At 32.5% G+C, this 16,338-nt stretch carries 15 protein-coding genes; 6 read left to right on the top strand and 9 right to left on the bottom strand.

Annotation, left to right across the window (positions count from 1 at the left end):
• Positions 1–418 precede the first annotated feature (418 nt).
• From lptB to WA327_RS01820, 4 genes are all read right to left on the bottom strand, one after another.
• Positions 419–1,159 carry an LPS export ABC transporter ATP-binding protein gene (lptB, locus tag WA327_RS01835; RefSeq protein WP_336065797.1) on the bottom strand — a complete coding sequence of 247 codons (741 nt, stop codon included), beginning with the start codon at positions 1,157–1,159 and terminating at the stop codon, positions 419–421.
• Positions 1,160–1,233: 74 nt separating this feature from the next.
• Positions 1,234–1,584 (bottom strand): carboxymuconolactone decarboxylase family protein, encoded by a 351-nt coding sequence (locus WA327_RS01830; protein ID WP_336065795.1) that lies wholly within the window; start codon positions 1,582–1,584, stop codon positions 1,234–1,236.
• Positions 1,568–2,404, bottom strand: a complete 837-nt coding sequence (gene tatC / locus WA327_RS01825; RefSeq protein ID WP_336065792.1) for a twin-arginine translocase subunit TatC — start codon at positions 2,402–2,404, stop codon at positions 1,568–1,570. The genes WA327_RS01830 and tatC overlap by 17 nt, the downstream gene beginning before the upstream one ends.
• Positions 2,404–3,369: a KpsF/GutQ family sugar-phosphate isomerase gene (locus WA327_RS01820; RefSeq protein ID WP_336065789.1), complete on the bottom strand. Its 966-nt coding sequence runs from the start codon at positions 3,367–3,369 to the stop codon at positions 2,404–2,406. Before WA327_RS01820 ends, tatC begins: the two co-directional genes overlap by 1 nt.
• A gap of 159 nt (positions 3,370–3,528) precedes the next feature.
• Here WA327_RS01820 and recQ point away from each other — a divergent pair, with 159 nt between their 5' ends.
• Together recQ and WA327_RS01810 are read left to right on the top strand one after the other, a co-directional pair.
• Positions 3,529–5,721: a DNA helicase RecQ gene (gene recQ / locus WA327_RS01815; RefSeq protein ID WP_336065786.1), complete on the top strand. Its 2,193-nt coding sequence runs from the start codon at positions 3,529–3,531 to the stop codon at positions 5,719–5,721.
• A 143-nt stretch (positions 5,722–5,864) separates the two neighbouring features.
• A complete protein-coding gene (locus WA327_RS01810) occupies positions 5,865–6,797 on the top strand; it encodes a peptidylprolyl isomerase (RefSeq protein ID WP_336065783.1) in 933 nt (310 codons plus the stop codon).
• Positions 6,798–6,891: 94 nt separating this feature from the next.
• On the opposite strand, the gene pepT is transcribed toward WA327_RS01810, so the two are convergent.
• Genes pepT through WA327_RS01795 form a run of 3 tightly spaced genes read right to left on the bottom strand, consistent with a single transcriptional unit; the run spans position 6,892 to position 8,671 of the window.
• A complete protein-coding gene (pepT, locus tag WA327_RS01805) occupies positions 6,892–8,133 on the bottom strand; it encodes a peptidase T (RefSeq protein ID WP_336065781.1) in 1,242 nt (413 codons plus the stop codon).
• A 14-nt stretch (positions 8,134–8,147) separates the two neighbouring features.
• Entirely contained in the window at positions 8,148–8,438 is a 291-nt protein-coding gene (locus WA327_RS01800; protein WP_336065779.1) for a type II toxin-antitoxin system RelE/ParE family toxin, read from the bottom strand.
• Complete coding sequence (locus WA327_RS01795; RefSeq protein WP_336065777.1) at positions 8,438–8,671, bottom strand: type II toxin-antitoxin system ParD family antitoxin; 234 nt, start codon at positions 8,669–8,671, stop codon at positions 8,438–8,440. The genes WA327_RS01800 and WA327_RS01795 overlap by 1 nt, the downstream gene beginning before the upstream one ends.
• Before the next feature lie 117 nt (positions 8,672–8,788).
• Between WA327_RS01795 and WA327_RS01790 the strand changes: the two genes are divergently transcribed.
• Genes WA327_RS01790 through WA327_RS01780 form a run of 3 tightly spaced genes read left to right on the top strand, consistent with a single transcriptional unit; the run spans position 8,789 to position 11,371 of the window.
• Entirely contained in the window at positions 8,789–9,841 is a 1,053-nt protein-coding gene (locus WA327_RS01790) for a quinone-dependent dihydroorotate dehydrogenase (RefSeq protein ID WP_336065774.1), read from the top strand.
• Positions 9,842–10,468, top strand: coding sequence for a LysE family translocator (locus WA327_RS01785; protein WP_336065772.1), 627 nt, complete (start codon positions 9,842–9,844; stop codon positions 10,466–10,468). It abuts the gene before it with no gap.
• Positions 10,469–10,504: 36 nt separating this feature from the next.
• A complete protein-coding gene (locus WA327_RS01780; RefSeq protein WP_336065769.1) occupies positions 10,505–11,371 on the top strand; it encodes a hydroxymethylglutaryl-CoA lyase in 867 nt (288 codons plus the stop codon).
• Between the two features lie 53 nt (positions 11,372–11,424).
• On the opposite strand, the gene WA327_RS01775 is transcribed toward WA327_RS01780, so the two are convergent.
• Positions 11,425–13,656, bottom strand: a complete 2,232-nt coding sequence (locus WA327_RS01775) for a TonB-dependent receptor domain-containing protein (protein ID WP_336065767.1) — start codon at positions 13,654–13,656, stop codon at positions 11,425–11,427.
• 248 nt (positions 13,657–13,904) lie between these two features.
• On the opposite strand from WA327_RS01775, the gene guaB reads away from it, so the two are divergent.
• Positions 13,905–15,374, top strand: coding sequence for an IMP dehydrogenase (gene guaB / locus WA327_RS01770; RefSeq protein WP_336065766.1), 1,470 nt, complete (start codon positions 13,905–13,907; stop codon positions 15,372–15,374).
• A gap of 174 nt (positions 15,375–15,548) precedes the next feature.
• Here the strand turns inward: guaB and WA327_RS01765 are convergent, their stop codons facing one another.
• The gene (locus WA327_RS01765; protein WP_336065765.1) at positions 15,549–15,944 is read right to left on the bottom strand and encodes a hypothetical protein; all 396 of its coding nucleotides are present in this window, start codon (positions 15,942–15,944) and stop codon (positions 15,549–15,551) included.
• Between the last annotated feature and the right edge of the window lie 394 nt (positions 15,945–16,338).

The raw sequence follows: 16,338 nt of genomic DNA, 5'->3' as shown, positions 1-16,338 counted from the left end.
TCTTAAATGAAGAGATATTAAAAACTAAAGTTTTATTTTTTTTTATTTTTATAATAACTTTTGTACTACCACACTTTTATTTTTACAAAAAGGGAAGGCTTGAAGAAATAATTGAAAAATTTGAAGGAATAAACAGGAAAAAACTATTTAAATATGACTTATTAGTTTTGACATACGTTTGTGCTTCAGTTTATCTGTTTTTTTATAGTTTGAATGTTGGTAATGAAATACCTTTTATTTTAATAAGTATTATTTTAATTACATCATTATATTCTTATCTTAAAATAGTAAGGTTTGATTAGAAACTAATTTAGTAATGACTTTTTCGGATTAGCGAGAAAAGCTAAAGCTAATTTTTACTGCGTATTGCTGACTGATTACTGCGTACTGCCAACTGAAAACTGCCAACTGAAAAAACCTACTCGCGTATTTTCTTTTTACGTAACTCGAAGTTTTGACCTAAGTATACTTTACGCACCATTTCATCATTAGCTAAATCTTCAGGTACACCAGCTTTAAGGATGCTACCTTCAAACATTAGGTAAGTACGGTCTGTAATAGCTAATGTTTCTTGCACGTTGTGGTCTGTAATTAAGATACCAATATTCTTTTTGGTTAACTGTGCTACGATACGTTGGATATCTTCTACCGCTACAGGATCTACACCAGCAAAAGGCTCGTCTAATAAAATAAAACTAGGGTTTGTAGCTAATGCGCGCGCAATTTCTGTACGACGTCGCTCTCCACCAGATAATAAATCACCACGGTTTTTACGTATGTGACCTAAACTAAACTCTTCAATCAATGCTTCCATACGCATTAATTGCTCTTTTTTGCTAAGTTTAGTTAATTGTAGTACGCTTAAAATGTTTTCTTCAATACTTAATTTTCTAAATACAGAAGCTTCTTGGGCTAAGTAACCAATACCATTTTGAGCACGTTTGTACATTGGGTAATTGGTAATATTAGTATTATCTAAAAAAATATTACCGCCATTAGGCTTAATTAAACCAACAATCATGTAAAAAGACGTTGTTTTTCCTGCACCGTTAGGTCCTAAAAGTCCAACAATTTCACCTTGATTAACCTCAAGAGATACGTCTTTTACTACTTTTCGTCCGTTGTAGGACTTCATTAAATGTTCGGCTCTAAGCTTCATCTGTTGATTTAATTTTGCTAAAAATAGTCATTTCAATATAACTATTAAAGCGTCACTTTTATTTTATATAAAGTTTAACCCTTCTGGTTTTCTAATTCTTCCCAAAACTCGTAAGCACGACGTAAATGTGGAATGACGATAGTACCTCCAATTAATGTGCCAATACTAAGGGTTTCCATAACTTCTTCTTTAGTTACGCCTTCGTTATAACACGATTCTAAATGGTATTTTACACAATCGTCACAACGTAAAACTGTAGAAGCTACTAAGCCAAGTAGTTCTTTGGTTTTTACGTCTAAAGCACCAGCAGCAAAAGCGTTGGTGTCTAAGTTGAAAATACGTTTTATAATTTTGTTGTTATCACCAAGAATTTTATCGTTCATCTTGGCTCTGTAATCGTTAAAGTCTTTAACTAGGTTTGACATGTGATTTGGTATTTTTTCTTTCTCTTTTTAAAACAATTCTTGAAATATGAATACTAATTTCATATAAAATAATAACCGGAATAGCGACAATAATTTGACTTGCTATATCTGGTGGTGTGATTACTGCTGAAATAATTAAAACAATAACCAGTGCAAATTTTCGGTATTTACGTAAAATTTCTGGTGTTACTAATCCTAATTTGGTTAGGAAGTAAATTAAAATAGGTAGCTCAAAAATAATTCCTGATGCAATTACAGAAGCTCTGACTAAGCTGATGTAGGATGAAATATCAATTTCATTAGATACTTCTGTACTAACTGAATAGGTCCCTAAAAAGTTAATAGATAACGGTGTGATTACATAGTATCCAAATAAAACACCTAAAAAGAATAATAAAGAAGAAACAATAATAAACCCTCTTGAAGTGTTACGTTCGTTATCATTAAGTCCTGGACTTATAAATTTCCAAAGTTGATAGATAACATAAGGAAAAGCGATGATGAATCCTGCATAAATGGATGTCCAAATATGTGCCGAAAACTGACCAGCCATCGTCCTGTTTTGAATGATAAACGGAAATGCTTCACCACAAAATGTAGAATCTTCAACACTTACCAAGTTAGCTAAAGCGCATAACCATTGGTAGGTTGGAAACTCCATTTTTTTTGGTGCAAAAATGATGTTATCAAAAATAAATCCCTTAAAGATAAAAGCTACGGTACCGCAAATAATAACTGCACCTACAATGCGTATTAAATGCCATCTTAAATCTTCAAGATGATCTAAAAAAGACATCTCATTTACATTCTTCTTTGCCATTATATGATACCTTCTTTAATTAAATCATGAATGTGTACCACGCCAGCATAACGTCCGTCTTTCTCAACTAATAATTGAGAGATGCCATTTTCTTCAAGTACTTCCATAGCGTCTATAGCCATAGCTTCTTCTTCGATGCGTTTTGGGTTGCTACTCATAATGTCTTTAGCGGTAAGCGAAGAAAAATCGTCTACTTTAGTTAACATTCGTCTTAAATCACCGTCAGTAATAATCCCGACAATTTTTTGATCTTCTACCACAGCAGTAACACCAAGACGTTTTTCTGAGATTTCAACAATAACTTCTTTGATACTTGTGTTTAATGACACTTGAGGTTTTTCATTTACAGAAGAAATATCAAGCACACGTAAATATAATTTTTTACCTAAAGCACCACCAGGATGGTATTTTGCAAAATCTCTGCTTGTAAACCCTCGTAACTCTAATAAGCTAACCGCAAGTGCATCACCTAAAACTAATTGTGCAGTAGTACTTGTAGTTGGTGCTAAATTATTAGGACACGCTTCTTTGTCTACAAACGTGTTTAATACATAATCTGCATGCTGACCTAAAAAAGATGTTTTATTACCAGTTATGGCAATCATTTTATTTTTAGCGTTTTTTATAAGCGGAACTAATACTTTAATTTCAGGAGTGTTTCCACTTTTAGAAATACATACAACAACATCATCTTCTAGGATTAATCCTAAATCGCCATGTATGGCATCTGCAGCATGCATAAACACTGCTGGAGTACCAGTAGAATTTAATGTTGCAACAATTTTTGTAGCTATAATGGCACTTTTGCCAATACCTGTTATAATGACACGACCTTTAGAATTATAGATTAATTGGGTAGCATTTACAAAATCATCGTCTAATAAAGACTTTAAATTAAGTATGGCTTGACCCTCTAATTCTATAGTGTCTTGAGCACTCTTTAAGATGGAGGCTTTATTTTTCAAAGTATTTTATTTTTTTGGTTTATAAAGATTTTAGTATCTTTAATTTTAAAGCAGCAAATTTAGGGATTATTTCATTAGTGAAATATTTTAAACCTCAAATTATTTTGTTGCTAAATGTGTTAAATGTAACTAATTAATAAAAAACAAATTGTTCGTATAGTGAAAAGCGATTTGCATGCAGCATTAAAAAAGTATTTTGGCTTTAGTGAGTTTAAAGGCTTACAAGAGCAAGTCATAAAAAGTATATTAGACCAAAACAACACCTTTGTTATTATGCCAACTGGCGGCGGTAAAAGTTTATGTTACCAATTGCCAGCCTTAATGCAAGAAGGTACCGCAATAGTAGTTTCTCCCTTAATAGCCTTAATGAAAAACCAAGTAGATGCCATAAGAGGTGTCTCTAATGAAAATGGTATTGCACACGTATTAAACTCGTCATTAAATAAAACTGAAGTCAAGCAAGTAAAAGCAGATATTACCAATGGTATTACAAAACTGCTTTATGTAGCTCCGGAATCTTTAACTAAAGATGAGTATGTTGAGTTTTTACGCTCTGTAAAAATTTCATTTATGGCGGTTGATGAAGCCCATTGTATTAGCGAATGGGGACACGACTTTAGACCAGAATATCGTAACTTAAGATCTATTATTAAACGTATAGGTGATGATATTCCTATAATAGGTTTAACAGCAACAGCAACCCCAAAAGTACAAGAAGATATATTGAAAAACTTAGGGATGACAGATGCCAATACTTTTAAAGCATCTTTTAATAGACCTAATTTATATTACGAAATACGTCCAAAAACCAAAAACGTAGATTCAGATATTATCCGATTTATCAAACAAAATGAAGGTAAGTCTGGTATTGTATACTGTTTAAGTAGAAAACGTGTTGAAGAATTAGCACAAGTACTTCAAGTCAACGGTATAAAAGCAGTACCATATCATGCAGGATTGGATGCTAAGAAAAGAGCATCTCATCAAGATATGTTTTTGATGGAAGATATAGATGTAGTTGTCGCAACTATTGCATTTGGAATGGGTATTGACAAACCAGATGTACGTTTTGTGATTCATCATGATATACCAAAAAGTATAGAAAGTTATTATCAAGAAACAGGTCGTGCTGGACGTGATGGAGGAGAAGGACATTGCTTGGCCTACTATTCTTATAAAGACATAGAAAAATTAGAAAAATTTATGTCTGGTAAGCCTGTTGCAGAACAAGAAATTGGGCACGCATTGTTACAAGAAGTTGTGGCATTTGCAGAGACTTCTATATCAAGACGTAAATTCATCCTTCATTATTTTGGAGAAGAGTTTGATAACGAAACTGGCGAAGGTGGCGATATGGATGATAATATGCGTCATCCAAAAGAAAAAGAAGAAGCTAAAGATCAAGTAAAAATTATACTTGATGTTGTAGATAAAACCAATGCCAAATATAAAGGTAAAGAGTTAGTTAGTGTGATTGTAGGTAAATCTAACGCGCTAATAAACTCGCATAAAACAGATGAACAGCCATTTTTTGGTATAGGTAAAGATATAGACAAAAGTTACTGGCGAGCCTTAAAACGTCAATTATTAGTAGCTGGTTTACTTAAAAAAGACATCGAAACTTACGGAGTCATCAAACTTACAGATGAAGGTAAAGCGTTTCTTAAAAATCCAACATCGTTTATGATGACTAAAGATCACGATTACAGTGAAGAGTCAGACGATAGTGTAATAACCGCCTCAAAAGGTGGTGGCGCTGTGGTTGATGAGCAGTTAATGAAAATGCTTAAAGACTTACGTAAATCTAATGCTAAAAAGCTAGGTGTACCGCCATTTGTTATATTTCAAGATCCATCTTTAGAGGATATGGCGCTTAAGTATCCAATTACCTTAGACGAGTTATCAAATGTACATGGTGTTGGCGAAGGAAAAGCTAAAAAATACGGTAAAGACTTTGTCAACTTGATTGAAAAATATGTAGAAGATAATGATATTATGCGACCAGACGATATGGTTGTGAAATCTACAGGAAGTAATTCAGCTTTAAAGCTTTACATTATTCAAAACATTGACAGAAAATTACCTTTAGACGATATTGCATCTGCAAAAGGTATGGAAATGTCCGAGTTTATTAAAGAAATGGAAGCTATCGTATTTTCAGGCACTAAATTAAATATTGATTACTGTATAGATGATATTTTAGATGAAGACCAGCAAGAAGAACTTCATGATTATTTTATGGAAGCCGAAACCGATAAAATTTCAGTTGCTATAGACGAATTTGATGGCGATTATGATGATGAAGAATTACGTTTATACCGAATAAAATTTATTAGTGAAGTCGCTAATTAATTTCAAAAAAAATATTAAAAAAGTCATTGTAAATACAATGACTTTTTTGTTTTAGAAAATAACTAATCATTAAAAATTTTTAATGCTAATTAGTAAATCTTAAATCATTACGTATCTTTGCAATTCATTAAAAAAATACGACAATGCAAGACGGTTTATACGCAAAATTTAATACTTCAAAAGGAGCAATTCTTGTTAATTTAGAATTTGAAAAAACACCAGGAACAGTAGGTAACTTTGTAGCTTTAGCAGAAGGTAATATGGAAAACTCTGCAAAACCACAAGGAACACCTTATTACGATGGATTAAAATTTCACAGAGTGATTAGTGATTTTATGATTCAAGGTGGTTGTCCTCAAGGCACAGGTACTGGTAACCCAGGTTATAAATTTGATGACGAAATTCACCCAGATTTAAAACACGACGCACCAGGTATTTTAAGTATGGCTAACGCAGGACCAGGTACCAATGGTAGTCAGTTTTTTATCACTCACGTTGCAACAGATTGGTTAGATGGTAAGCATACCGTATTTGGAAAAGTTGTAGAAGGACAAGATGTAGTAGATGCTATCCAACAAGGTGATGTTATTGAATCTTTAGAAATTATAAGAGAAGGTGATGCAGCAAAAAACTTTAACGCTATTGAAGCTTTTAGAGTATTTGAAGGCGCTAGAGAAAAACGTATTGCTGAAGAACGTGAAGCAAAACGTGCTGAGTTAGATAAATTAGCAGCAGGTTTTGATGAAACTAAAAGCGGTTTACGTTACCAAATTATACAAAAAGGAAGTGGTAAAAAAGCTGAAAAAGGAAATCAAGTTTCTGTACATTATAAAGGACAATTAGCAGACGGAACTGTATTTGATAGTTCTTACAAACGTAACGAGCCTATCGAGTTTTTAGTAGGTATGGGACAAGTTATACCAGGTTGGGACGAAGGTATTTTATTATTAAACGTTGGTGATAAAGCTCGTTTTGTAATACCAAGTGATTTAGCATACGGTTCTCGTGGTGCTGGCGGTGTTATTCCACCAGATGCCACCTTAATTTTTGATGTAGAATTAGTAAATGCTAAGTAAACTTTAGCTTACAAACTCAAAATAAAATAAAAACCTCACAAGATTAGTCTTGTGAGGTTTTTTGTTAATTGGTAATTGTTTATTGAAAACTGAATTACTTATACTTTTCAGCAGTCAACTCAGCGATTTTACAAATCACTTCTGTTGCTTTTATCATACTTTCTACAGGAACATACTCATAACGTCCATGAAAATTATGTCCGCCAGCAAAAATATTAGGACACGGTAAGCCCATATAACTTAATTGTGATCCGTCTGTTCCACCACGAATTGCTTTTATTAACGGTTTAATGTCTAATTGTTTCATAGCTTCTTCCGCAATATCAACAATGTGCATTACAGGTTCTACTTTTTCTTTCATGTTAAAGTATTGATCCTTAATGTTAATCGTTACTACTTCACGTTGGTATTGTTGGTTAAGCTCGTCGGTAAGCTTTTGCATGACTTCTTTTCTAGCTTCAAAATGTTCTTTATCGTGGTCACGAATTATATATTCTAATACAGTTTCTTCAACTTCACCTTTTACAGAATATAAATGAAAAAAACCTTGGTAACCTTCTGTATGTTCTGGAGTTTCTAGTCTTGGTAGTGAGTTGATAAACTCGGTAGCAATGTACATAGAGTTGACCATTTTTCCTTTAGCATAACCAGGATGTACAATTTTTCCTTTCACTTTAACTACAGCGCCAGCAGCGTTAAAATTTTCGTATTCTAACTCACCAATTTGACTTCCATCCATGGTATAAGCCCAATCTGCACCAAATTTTTCAACATCAAATTTATGTGCGCCACGACCAATTTCTTCATCTGGAGTAAATCCAACTTTTATAGTTCCGTGTTTAATTTGTGGATTTTTAATTAGGTATTCCATTGCTGAAATAATTTCGCAAATACCAGCTTTATCATCAGCACCTAAAAGTGTTGTACCATCGGTTGTGATTAAGGTTTGACCTTTGTAAAGTAATAAATCTTCAAAATAATCAGGTGATAAAACGATGTTTTCAGCTTCATTTAAAATAATGTCTTTACCATCATAACGCTCTACAATTTGCGGATTAACATTAGCGCCAGTAAAATCTGGTGACGTATCAAAATGCGAGATAAATCCAATAGTTGGCACCTCATGATCCACATTACTTGGCAAGGTTGCCATGATATAAGCGTTTTGGTCAATACTTACATCTTGCATACCGATACGTTGTAATTCTTGCACTAATGCATTGGCAAGATCCCATTGTTTTTCGGTACTTGGTGTTGTGTCGCTATTTGGGTCAGATTCGGTATCTACAGTTACGTAGCTAACAAATCTTTTGATGATGTCTTCTTTTGAAATCATATGTTTATTAGGTGTTATAAGAAATTTTTTAAGTCTCGTTTTTGATGTAGAATTCTAACAATTCTAATGTGTGATTTAAAAATACGATAGAAAATGATATGTTCAAGCTCAGGGATACTAAATAGCCCTTTTTTTATTTCAAATCTAGCTTTGCCTATGTTAGGATTTGCAGCAAGTTTTTCAATACTAGATTCTAATTGTTTTAAGTAACTTTCGGCTTGTGATATACCAAATTCTATGTATGAGTATTTAAATATCGAAATTAAATCTTTTTTGGCTTCAATAGAAATTTTATAATTAGCCATTAGATGCCCATTTCCTTTTTTTGTTCTGCAATTATATCGCTAACACTTTGATTTGTGGTAGGAGCAGACCAGCCTTTTTCAATTTCGTTTCTTAAATCTTGTATCACTTTATGCCTGTAAATTTCATGTAATCTTAAAGCATCTCTTACCAATTCACTTGCATTTTGAAAATCGCCAGAAGCAATTTCTTTATTGATATAATCCTCTTGTTTTTTAGTTAAACTTACATTCATTTTATTAAAATTTATCTAAACAAATATACTTAATTTTATCTATATTTAGCAAATATAGACATAATTATAATTTGATTTTATTTTTATTATCAACTACTTTTGTGCAAACATTATACGATGTACAAATCCCTTCTAAGACCGCTTTTTTTTAGTCTCGATCCTGAAAAAATTCATCATTTTACATTTAAGCTTGTTAAATTAACCTCTAAAATACCAGGAATGACTTCGGTGTTTAGACGTTTATATGTTGTAGAAGACAAAAAACTACAACGTCATCTTTTTGGATTAACCTTTAAAAATCCAGTAGGACTAGCTGCAGGTTTTGATAAAAATGCAGTGCTGTTTAATGAATTAGCCAACTTTGGTTTTGGATTTATAGAAATAGGAACCGTAACTCCAAAAGGACAAGTTGGCAATCCTAAAAAACGTTTGTTTAGATTGAAAGAAGACCAAGGAATTATAAACCGTATGGGTTTTAATAACGAAGGTTTAGAAGCTGCAATTACACAATTAAAAAAGAATAAAGGACAGTTAATTATTGGTGGAAATATTGGGAAAAACACCGATACAGCACCAGAAGATTATACCAGAGATTATTTAGAGTGTTTTAACGGGTTACATCCATATGTTGATTATTTTGTGCTTAATGTAAGTTGTCCAAACGTTGGAAGTCACGCTAAATTAACTGACAAAGATTATTTGTTAGAACTGATTAGTGAAGTTCAAAAAGCTAACGAAGAATTGTCAGGTCGAGCACAGTCGAGACCTAAAAAACCAATTTTACTTAAGATTGCTCCAGATTTAAATACCATTCAGTTAGATGAAATTATAGAAATCATCAAAGAAACAAAACTAGATGGAGTCATTGCAACCAACACGTCTGTAGATCGTACGGGATTAAAAACTTCAACAGAACGTTTGGAAGCTATCGGTAATGGAGGTTTAAGCGGTCAACCTATAAAAGAGAAATCAACAAAAGTGATAAAATACCTAGCAGAAAAAAGTAATAAAGCATTCCCTATTATTGGTGTTGGAGGAATCCACAGTGCTGAAGATGCTTTAGAAAAACTAGAAGCTGGAGCAGATTTAGTACAGATTTATACAGGTTTTATCTACGAAGGACCACATTTAATCAAGCAAATCAATCAAGCTATTTTAAACCAAAAATAAATGACTATTGAAACCTTATTAGGGTTTGTTTTAGCGACTTCAGCTTTAGCCATTTCGCCAGGACCGGATAATATTTATGTGTTAATGCAAAGTATTACCAATGGTCGTAATTATGGTTTAGCAACGGTTGCAGGTTTAATTTCTGGTTGTTTAGTACACACCACATTAGTTGCATTTGGTGTTTCTGCTATTATTAAAAATAATGATACACTTTTTTTAATACTTAAAATTTTAGGCGCTGTTTACTTATTGTATTTGGCTTATAAAGTGTATCAAAGTGATGCTGAAGTTGCTTTAACAACTGAAAACACACCTAAAAAAAGTTTGTGGCAACTCTACAAGCAAGGTATTATAATGAATGTGTTAAACCCAAAAGTGTCTATTTTCTTTTTAGCATTTTTTCCTGGATTTTTATTTTCAAAAACACTATCAACAGTAACGCAATTTTATGTATTAGGTTTGCTGTTTATTCTTACATCTTTAATTATATTTTCTGCGATAGCAGTGCTTTCAGGATTTATTTCGGAGTATTTAAAACAGCATAAAAACACAGGGTTAGTACTAAAATGGTTACAAATTTTTGTGTTTATTGGTATTGCTATATTCATCTTTTTTCAAGAGAAATAAAGCCAAACTCTTTTTCTTTTTTATCTTTGAAAGACCATGAAAAACAACCACGTAAAAGTTATTGAATGTCCGCGAGATGCCATGCAAGGCATTAAACAATTTATTCCTACCGAAAAGAAGGTGCAATACATTCAATCTTTATTGCGAGTTGGGTTTGATACCATTGATTTTGGAAGTTTTGTATCGCCAAAAGCCATACCGCAAATGGTGGATACAGCCGAAGTGTTATCTCAATTAGATTTAAGTAAAACCAATAGTAAATTATTAGCCATTGTTGCTAATTTACGTGGCGCACAAGATGCTTGTCAACATTCAGAAATTGATTATTTAGGGTATCCTTTTTCTATTTCAGAAAACTTTCAAATGCGTAATACGCATAAAACAATTGCGCAATCTGTAGATTTATTAAACGACATTTTAAATACCGCAGATCAGGCTAATAAAAAGGTAGTAGTTTATATATCAATGGGATTTGGTAATCCTTATGGTGATCCTTGGAATGTAGAAATAGTAGGCGAGTGGACAGAAAAGCTGAGTAAAATGGGTGTAGAAATTTTATCGTTAAGTGATACGGTTGGTACATCTAACCCAGAAAATATAGATTATCTGTTTTCTAATTTAATTCCGAAATATCAAGATATTGAGTTTGGCGCACATTTACACACTACGCCAAGTACATGGTTTGAAAAAGTAGATGCAGCTTACAAAGCTGGTTGCAGACGTTTTGATGGTGCTATACAAGGTTTTGGTGGTTGTCCTATGGCAAAAGATGAATTAACCGGAAATATGCCTACCGAAAAAGTGCTTTCTTATTTAACAACAAAAAAAGCGCATGACCTAAATGCGATGTCTTTTGAAAGTGCTTACAACGAAGCGAGTAAAATTTTCAATTTTTATCATTAAAAAAAAGAGATTGTATAAAATACAAACTCTTTTTTCCTACTAATTTTTACTTTTTAAAACTGAAATTCTAATCCAGCATAGATACCAAAAGGATGACCAGGTCTTAATCCTGCAGGTACTCTTGATACTGCATATTCATTATCTAGTAGGTTAATAATGTTAGTTGTTGCACTTAATTTTGAAGTGATATGGTAACGACCAGCTAAATCTAAAACGATAGCCGATTCTACTTTTTGACTATCAGGAATAGATCCAGTACCTGATACTGTTCTAAATGCACCATTATATCTTCCGTTTAAGTTAATTGAATATTTTTTGTGTTCTAAACCAATACTAGCATTTAATTGATGCTTTGCAATGTACGGTATTTCATCTCCTTCAGAAACCGTTCCCCAAATACCATCATCACTACCAAAACTGTTTAAAAATTTAGTGTCAGTATATGTGTAACCAACAGTAAGAGGTAAAGAAAAGTTAGAGCTATTTTGAAGTGCATCATAATTTAAAAGAACTTCTAGACCTTTTACTGCAACTTCACCTGCATTAAATACATCTAAACTACCAGTACCACCACTAGCCGCCAGATCACTACCTAATAGGTTGCTATAATCATTGTAAAAGGCAACAACTTCACCTTGAATACCTTTAAAGTTAAATCTTGCACCTAACTCGTAGTTAATACTTTCTTCTGGTTTTTGACCATCTTCATTTCCTGGAGGCGAAAATCCTTTATGTACTCCACCAAAAACAGAGTAGTTGTTATTGAATTTATAATTAAAACCAATACCAGGAATAAAAATATCGACTTTATTTTTTCTTACAGATAAATCGCTGCCAGTTCTACTAACATCACTAGTTCCGTAATTTTCACGTTGAAGCACAATGTTTTCGTAACGTAAACCAGGAGTTAATGTTAAGTTTTTGTATTTAAATTTATACATAATGTAAGAAGCAAAAGCTTTAGCACTGCTAATTCTGTTAGCATCTGTACCTGGTATACCTTTAGTTGTTAGTTGCATTGTATTATCGACAATGCTGTAATAGTCTTTCCATTGAAAACGATCTTCTTCATCATAGTGATATCTTAACCCTAATTCAATATCATGAAATGTGTTTTCACCATAAAAATGATAATCTAATTTAGTTTGAACACCTTTAGAAATGTACTTACGGTTATTCGCTTTAACCGTTAAAGCATCTGCTGGAGCATTTTCAACACCAGTCATATAGTTAAAATGTGTAGGATATAAATCTGGGTTAGTTACAATATTTGCTATACTTTCTTTATCACTATTTGCAGTGATATCATTTAATTTATACCAGTTTCTTTCAAATCTATTAAAGTAACCATTAGTTGTAATGGCGAAATTTTTAGAAAACTCAATGTTATGAGTTAACAGTAATTGAATATGCTCGTTAGTCATTTGGTCTTCTTGAGAACTTGTGTATCTATCAAATGGATTATTATTAAAATCGGTGTCTGTTAACCCTAAATACGTTTCATTAGACACTTCATCTGCAAACTGAAATTTAGTTTCAAAGCTTTGTTGAGTTTTTGCTTCTTTATCTGTGTTTAATCTAAATTTTGCAACAACATCATTCTTGTCAAATCCAGTATTAGCATCGTTTAAAAGATTTTTAAATCCATCAGAATTAAAGTTTAAATACTCAACATTATATCCAAAATTTTTGTTGCTGTCTCCAACAGACGCATAAACTTGTCCGCTGTTAAAGCTACCGTAAGAGGCTTTAATTCTACCAGAAAAATGATCAGGAATTTGTGTAGATACCATATTTATAGCACCACCAGAAGTAAAAGGACCATATTGTACTTGGCTACTACCTTTTAAAATTTCTACCGCTTCCATACGTGCAACAGAAGGAAAGTAATAAGCGGCAGAAGCACTGTATGGCGCAGGAGCAATCAAAACACCATCTTCCATTAGACTAATTTTTGCACTACGCTCTGGTGAAGTACCTCTTAAACTGATATTAGGACGCAGACCAAAACCATCTTCTTCTACGATAGTCACACCAGGAACAGTTTTTAAAACTCTGTTAATATCTGTATAGCCTAGTTTTTTTAATTCTGCTGGCGAAATGTAATATGCAGAACCAGTACGGTTTTTTGCCATGTATTTATTACCAAAAATTACATTCGTTTTAATTAAAACTTCTTCTAATTTTTGAATAGAATCTGTGCTATTGGTAACAGAATTGTTTGTGTTTTGAGCAATGACACTACTAGTAATTAATAAGATGAAGAATAAAAATTTAGTTTTCATTTATTTTGAGTTTATTTAGACTGATTAAAAATAGTTTGTTTTCAGCGTGCAAAAATAATACTCATTTTTAGTTTTCCAAAGTTTATTTAGAATAAATAAAAATAATTTTTAAAAATTCTATTTTTCATTTTTAAGAGTTGAATAAAAAAATAAAGCCATTTTTTTTTAAAGAATTTATAAGAGAAAAAAATTCAAGATAGTTTCATATATAAATCGTATCTTTACGCGCAATTAATTCTAATTGCAACATGATAGCACACAACAATAAGATAGTAGGCGAAGGGTTAACTTACGATGACGTACTACTAGTTCCAGCTTTTTCTGAAGTACTTCCACGCGAGGTTAATATTCAATCAAAATTTACTAGAAATATCACAATAAACGTTCCTATTGTTTCAGCAGCAATGGATACAGTTACCGAAAGTCGTATGGCAATAGCTATGGCTAGAGAAGGTGGTATTGGTGTGTTACACAAAAACATGACTATTGAGGAGCAAGCTACTAAAGTACGTAAAGTAAAACGTGCAGAAAGTGGTATGATTATAGATCCAGTAACTTTACCAACAAGTGCAACGGTTGTTGATGCTAAAAATGCAATGAGAGAACACAGTATTGGTGGTATTCCAATAGTTGATGATAATGGAAAATTAAAAGGTATTGTTACTAACAGAGATTTACGTTTTGAGCATCATAACGACAGACCAATTGTAGAAGTAATGACTAGTGAAAACTTGATTACAGCACCAGTTGGAACGTCTTTAAAAGATGCTGAAATAATTTTACAAGAAAATAAAATTGAAAAGCTATTAATTGTTGAAGGTGATAAATTAGAAGGTTTAATCACCTTTAGAGATATTACTAAAGTAACTCAAAAACCAATTGCTAATAAAGATAATTACGGTAGATTACGTGTTGCAGCAGCAATAGGTGTTACAGGCGATGCAGTAGATAGAGCAGAAGCATTAGTAAATGCTGGTGTTGATGCTATAGTTATTGATACTGCGCATGGACATACTAAAGGTGTAGTCGCTGTTTTAAAAGAAATTAAATCTAAGTTTCCGCAATTAGAAGTTATCGTTGGTAATATTGCAACTGCAAATGCTGCAAAATATTTAGTAGAAGCTGGTGCAGATGCTGTAAAAGTAGGAATTGGACCAGGTTCTATTTGTACAACACGTGTTGTTGCTGGTGTTGGTTTTCCTCAATTTAGTGCCGTTTTAGAAGTTGCTAACGCTATTAAAGGAAGTGGTGTACCAGTAATTGCAGATGGCGGAATTAGATATACAGGTGATATTCCAAAAGCTCTTGCGGCTGGTGCAGATACTGTAATGTTGGGTTCTTTATTAGCAGGAACAAAAGAAAGTCCTGGAGAAACCATTATTTACGAAGGTCGTAAGTTTAAGTCTTACCGCGGAATGGGTTCTGTTGAAGCCATGAAACAAGGTAGTAAAGACCGTTATTTTCAAGATGTTGAAGATGATATTAAAAAATTAGTGCCTGAAGGAATTGTAGGTCGTGTGCCTTACAAAGGAGAACTTTACGAAAGTATCCATCAATTTATTGGCGGTTTACGTGCAGGTATGGGTTATTGTGGTGCAAAAGATATTGCTACTTTAAAAGAGTCTGCTCAATTTGTTAAAATTACCTCTTCGGGAATCAATGAGAGTCATCCACATAATGTGACTATTACTAAAGAAGCTCCAAATTATTCAAGATAAAAATCCCTGTGTAGACAGGAATCTTATAGTTTTTAAAAAGCACAACTGTTGGGTTGTGCTTTTTTGTTTTAATTGATGACTATTGATTTACAAAACGTTTCAAACTTGTATTATAATTGTTAAGAATACTATTTAATTCTCTTTTTTCGGATTGTAGTTTCTTTATATCTTTTTTTACTTATAAACTTTGTAAATGCCAACAAATATAATTTGAATACCAATAAAATTTAAAATGAAGATAGCAGTGAAATACTTCCAACTGGCATAATCAAAAGTAGGGTAAAAAGCTTTTAATAAACGAGTTGTTAGCGAAGAAAAAGTACAAACTATTATTGTAATACCTATTGATAATAAAAAGAAAACATTTGAATAAATAGAAGTTTTTAGTTTTTGCAAATTTTGAATATCCGCTAATAATTGACTTGCGTTTATTTTAAAATGATCACTAAAAACTATTTTACTACAAAAGGATTTAAAGTTTGGTTTTTTGCCTGTTAATCCACAGGTTAATCCTGTTTTTAAATCTCTTTTAGAATGGATACATAAATCACAATGTTTTGGTTGAAGCATTGGTTTTTTTGTGATTTTTTGGAAAGTTTCGTTTAACGGTCTGGTGTATGGCTCGTTGCGGAAAATCAGCTATGATTTTCCGCCGTAACCGAAAGATAACAAATTGCAATGAATTCCGATTAGGAATTCAGCCGCAATGAGCTATACACGTTGTTGGCAGTAGTTTTTTATTTTCAATATTCGTTTATTATTTACAAGTTCGTGTTCATAGTTGTTCAGATGCTCTTTGTAAAAATTATGAAATGACTTTTTAAATTTACTCATTCCGATTGTTTCAAGTGGTGGCAGATTATCTGGCCAAATTAGAGTGCTTTTATATAAGTCAAAATAGTCAATTAACCATTCCAATTCTTTGTCGTTTGAATATTTGCTTAATGCTTGTAAATATTTGTCC

The sequence above is a fragment of the Mesoflavibacter sp. CH_XMU1404-2 genome, from assembly GCF_037029465.1.
Taxonomy (GTDB): domain Bacteria; phylum Bacteroidota; class Bacteroidia; order Flavobacteriales; family Flavobacteriaceae; genus Mesoflavibacter.
Note: the sequence above shows the minus strand (reverse complement) of the source record. Positions and strands in the feature narration are given on the sequence as shown.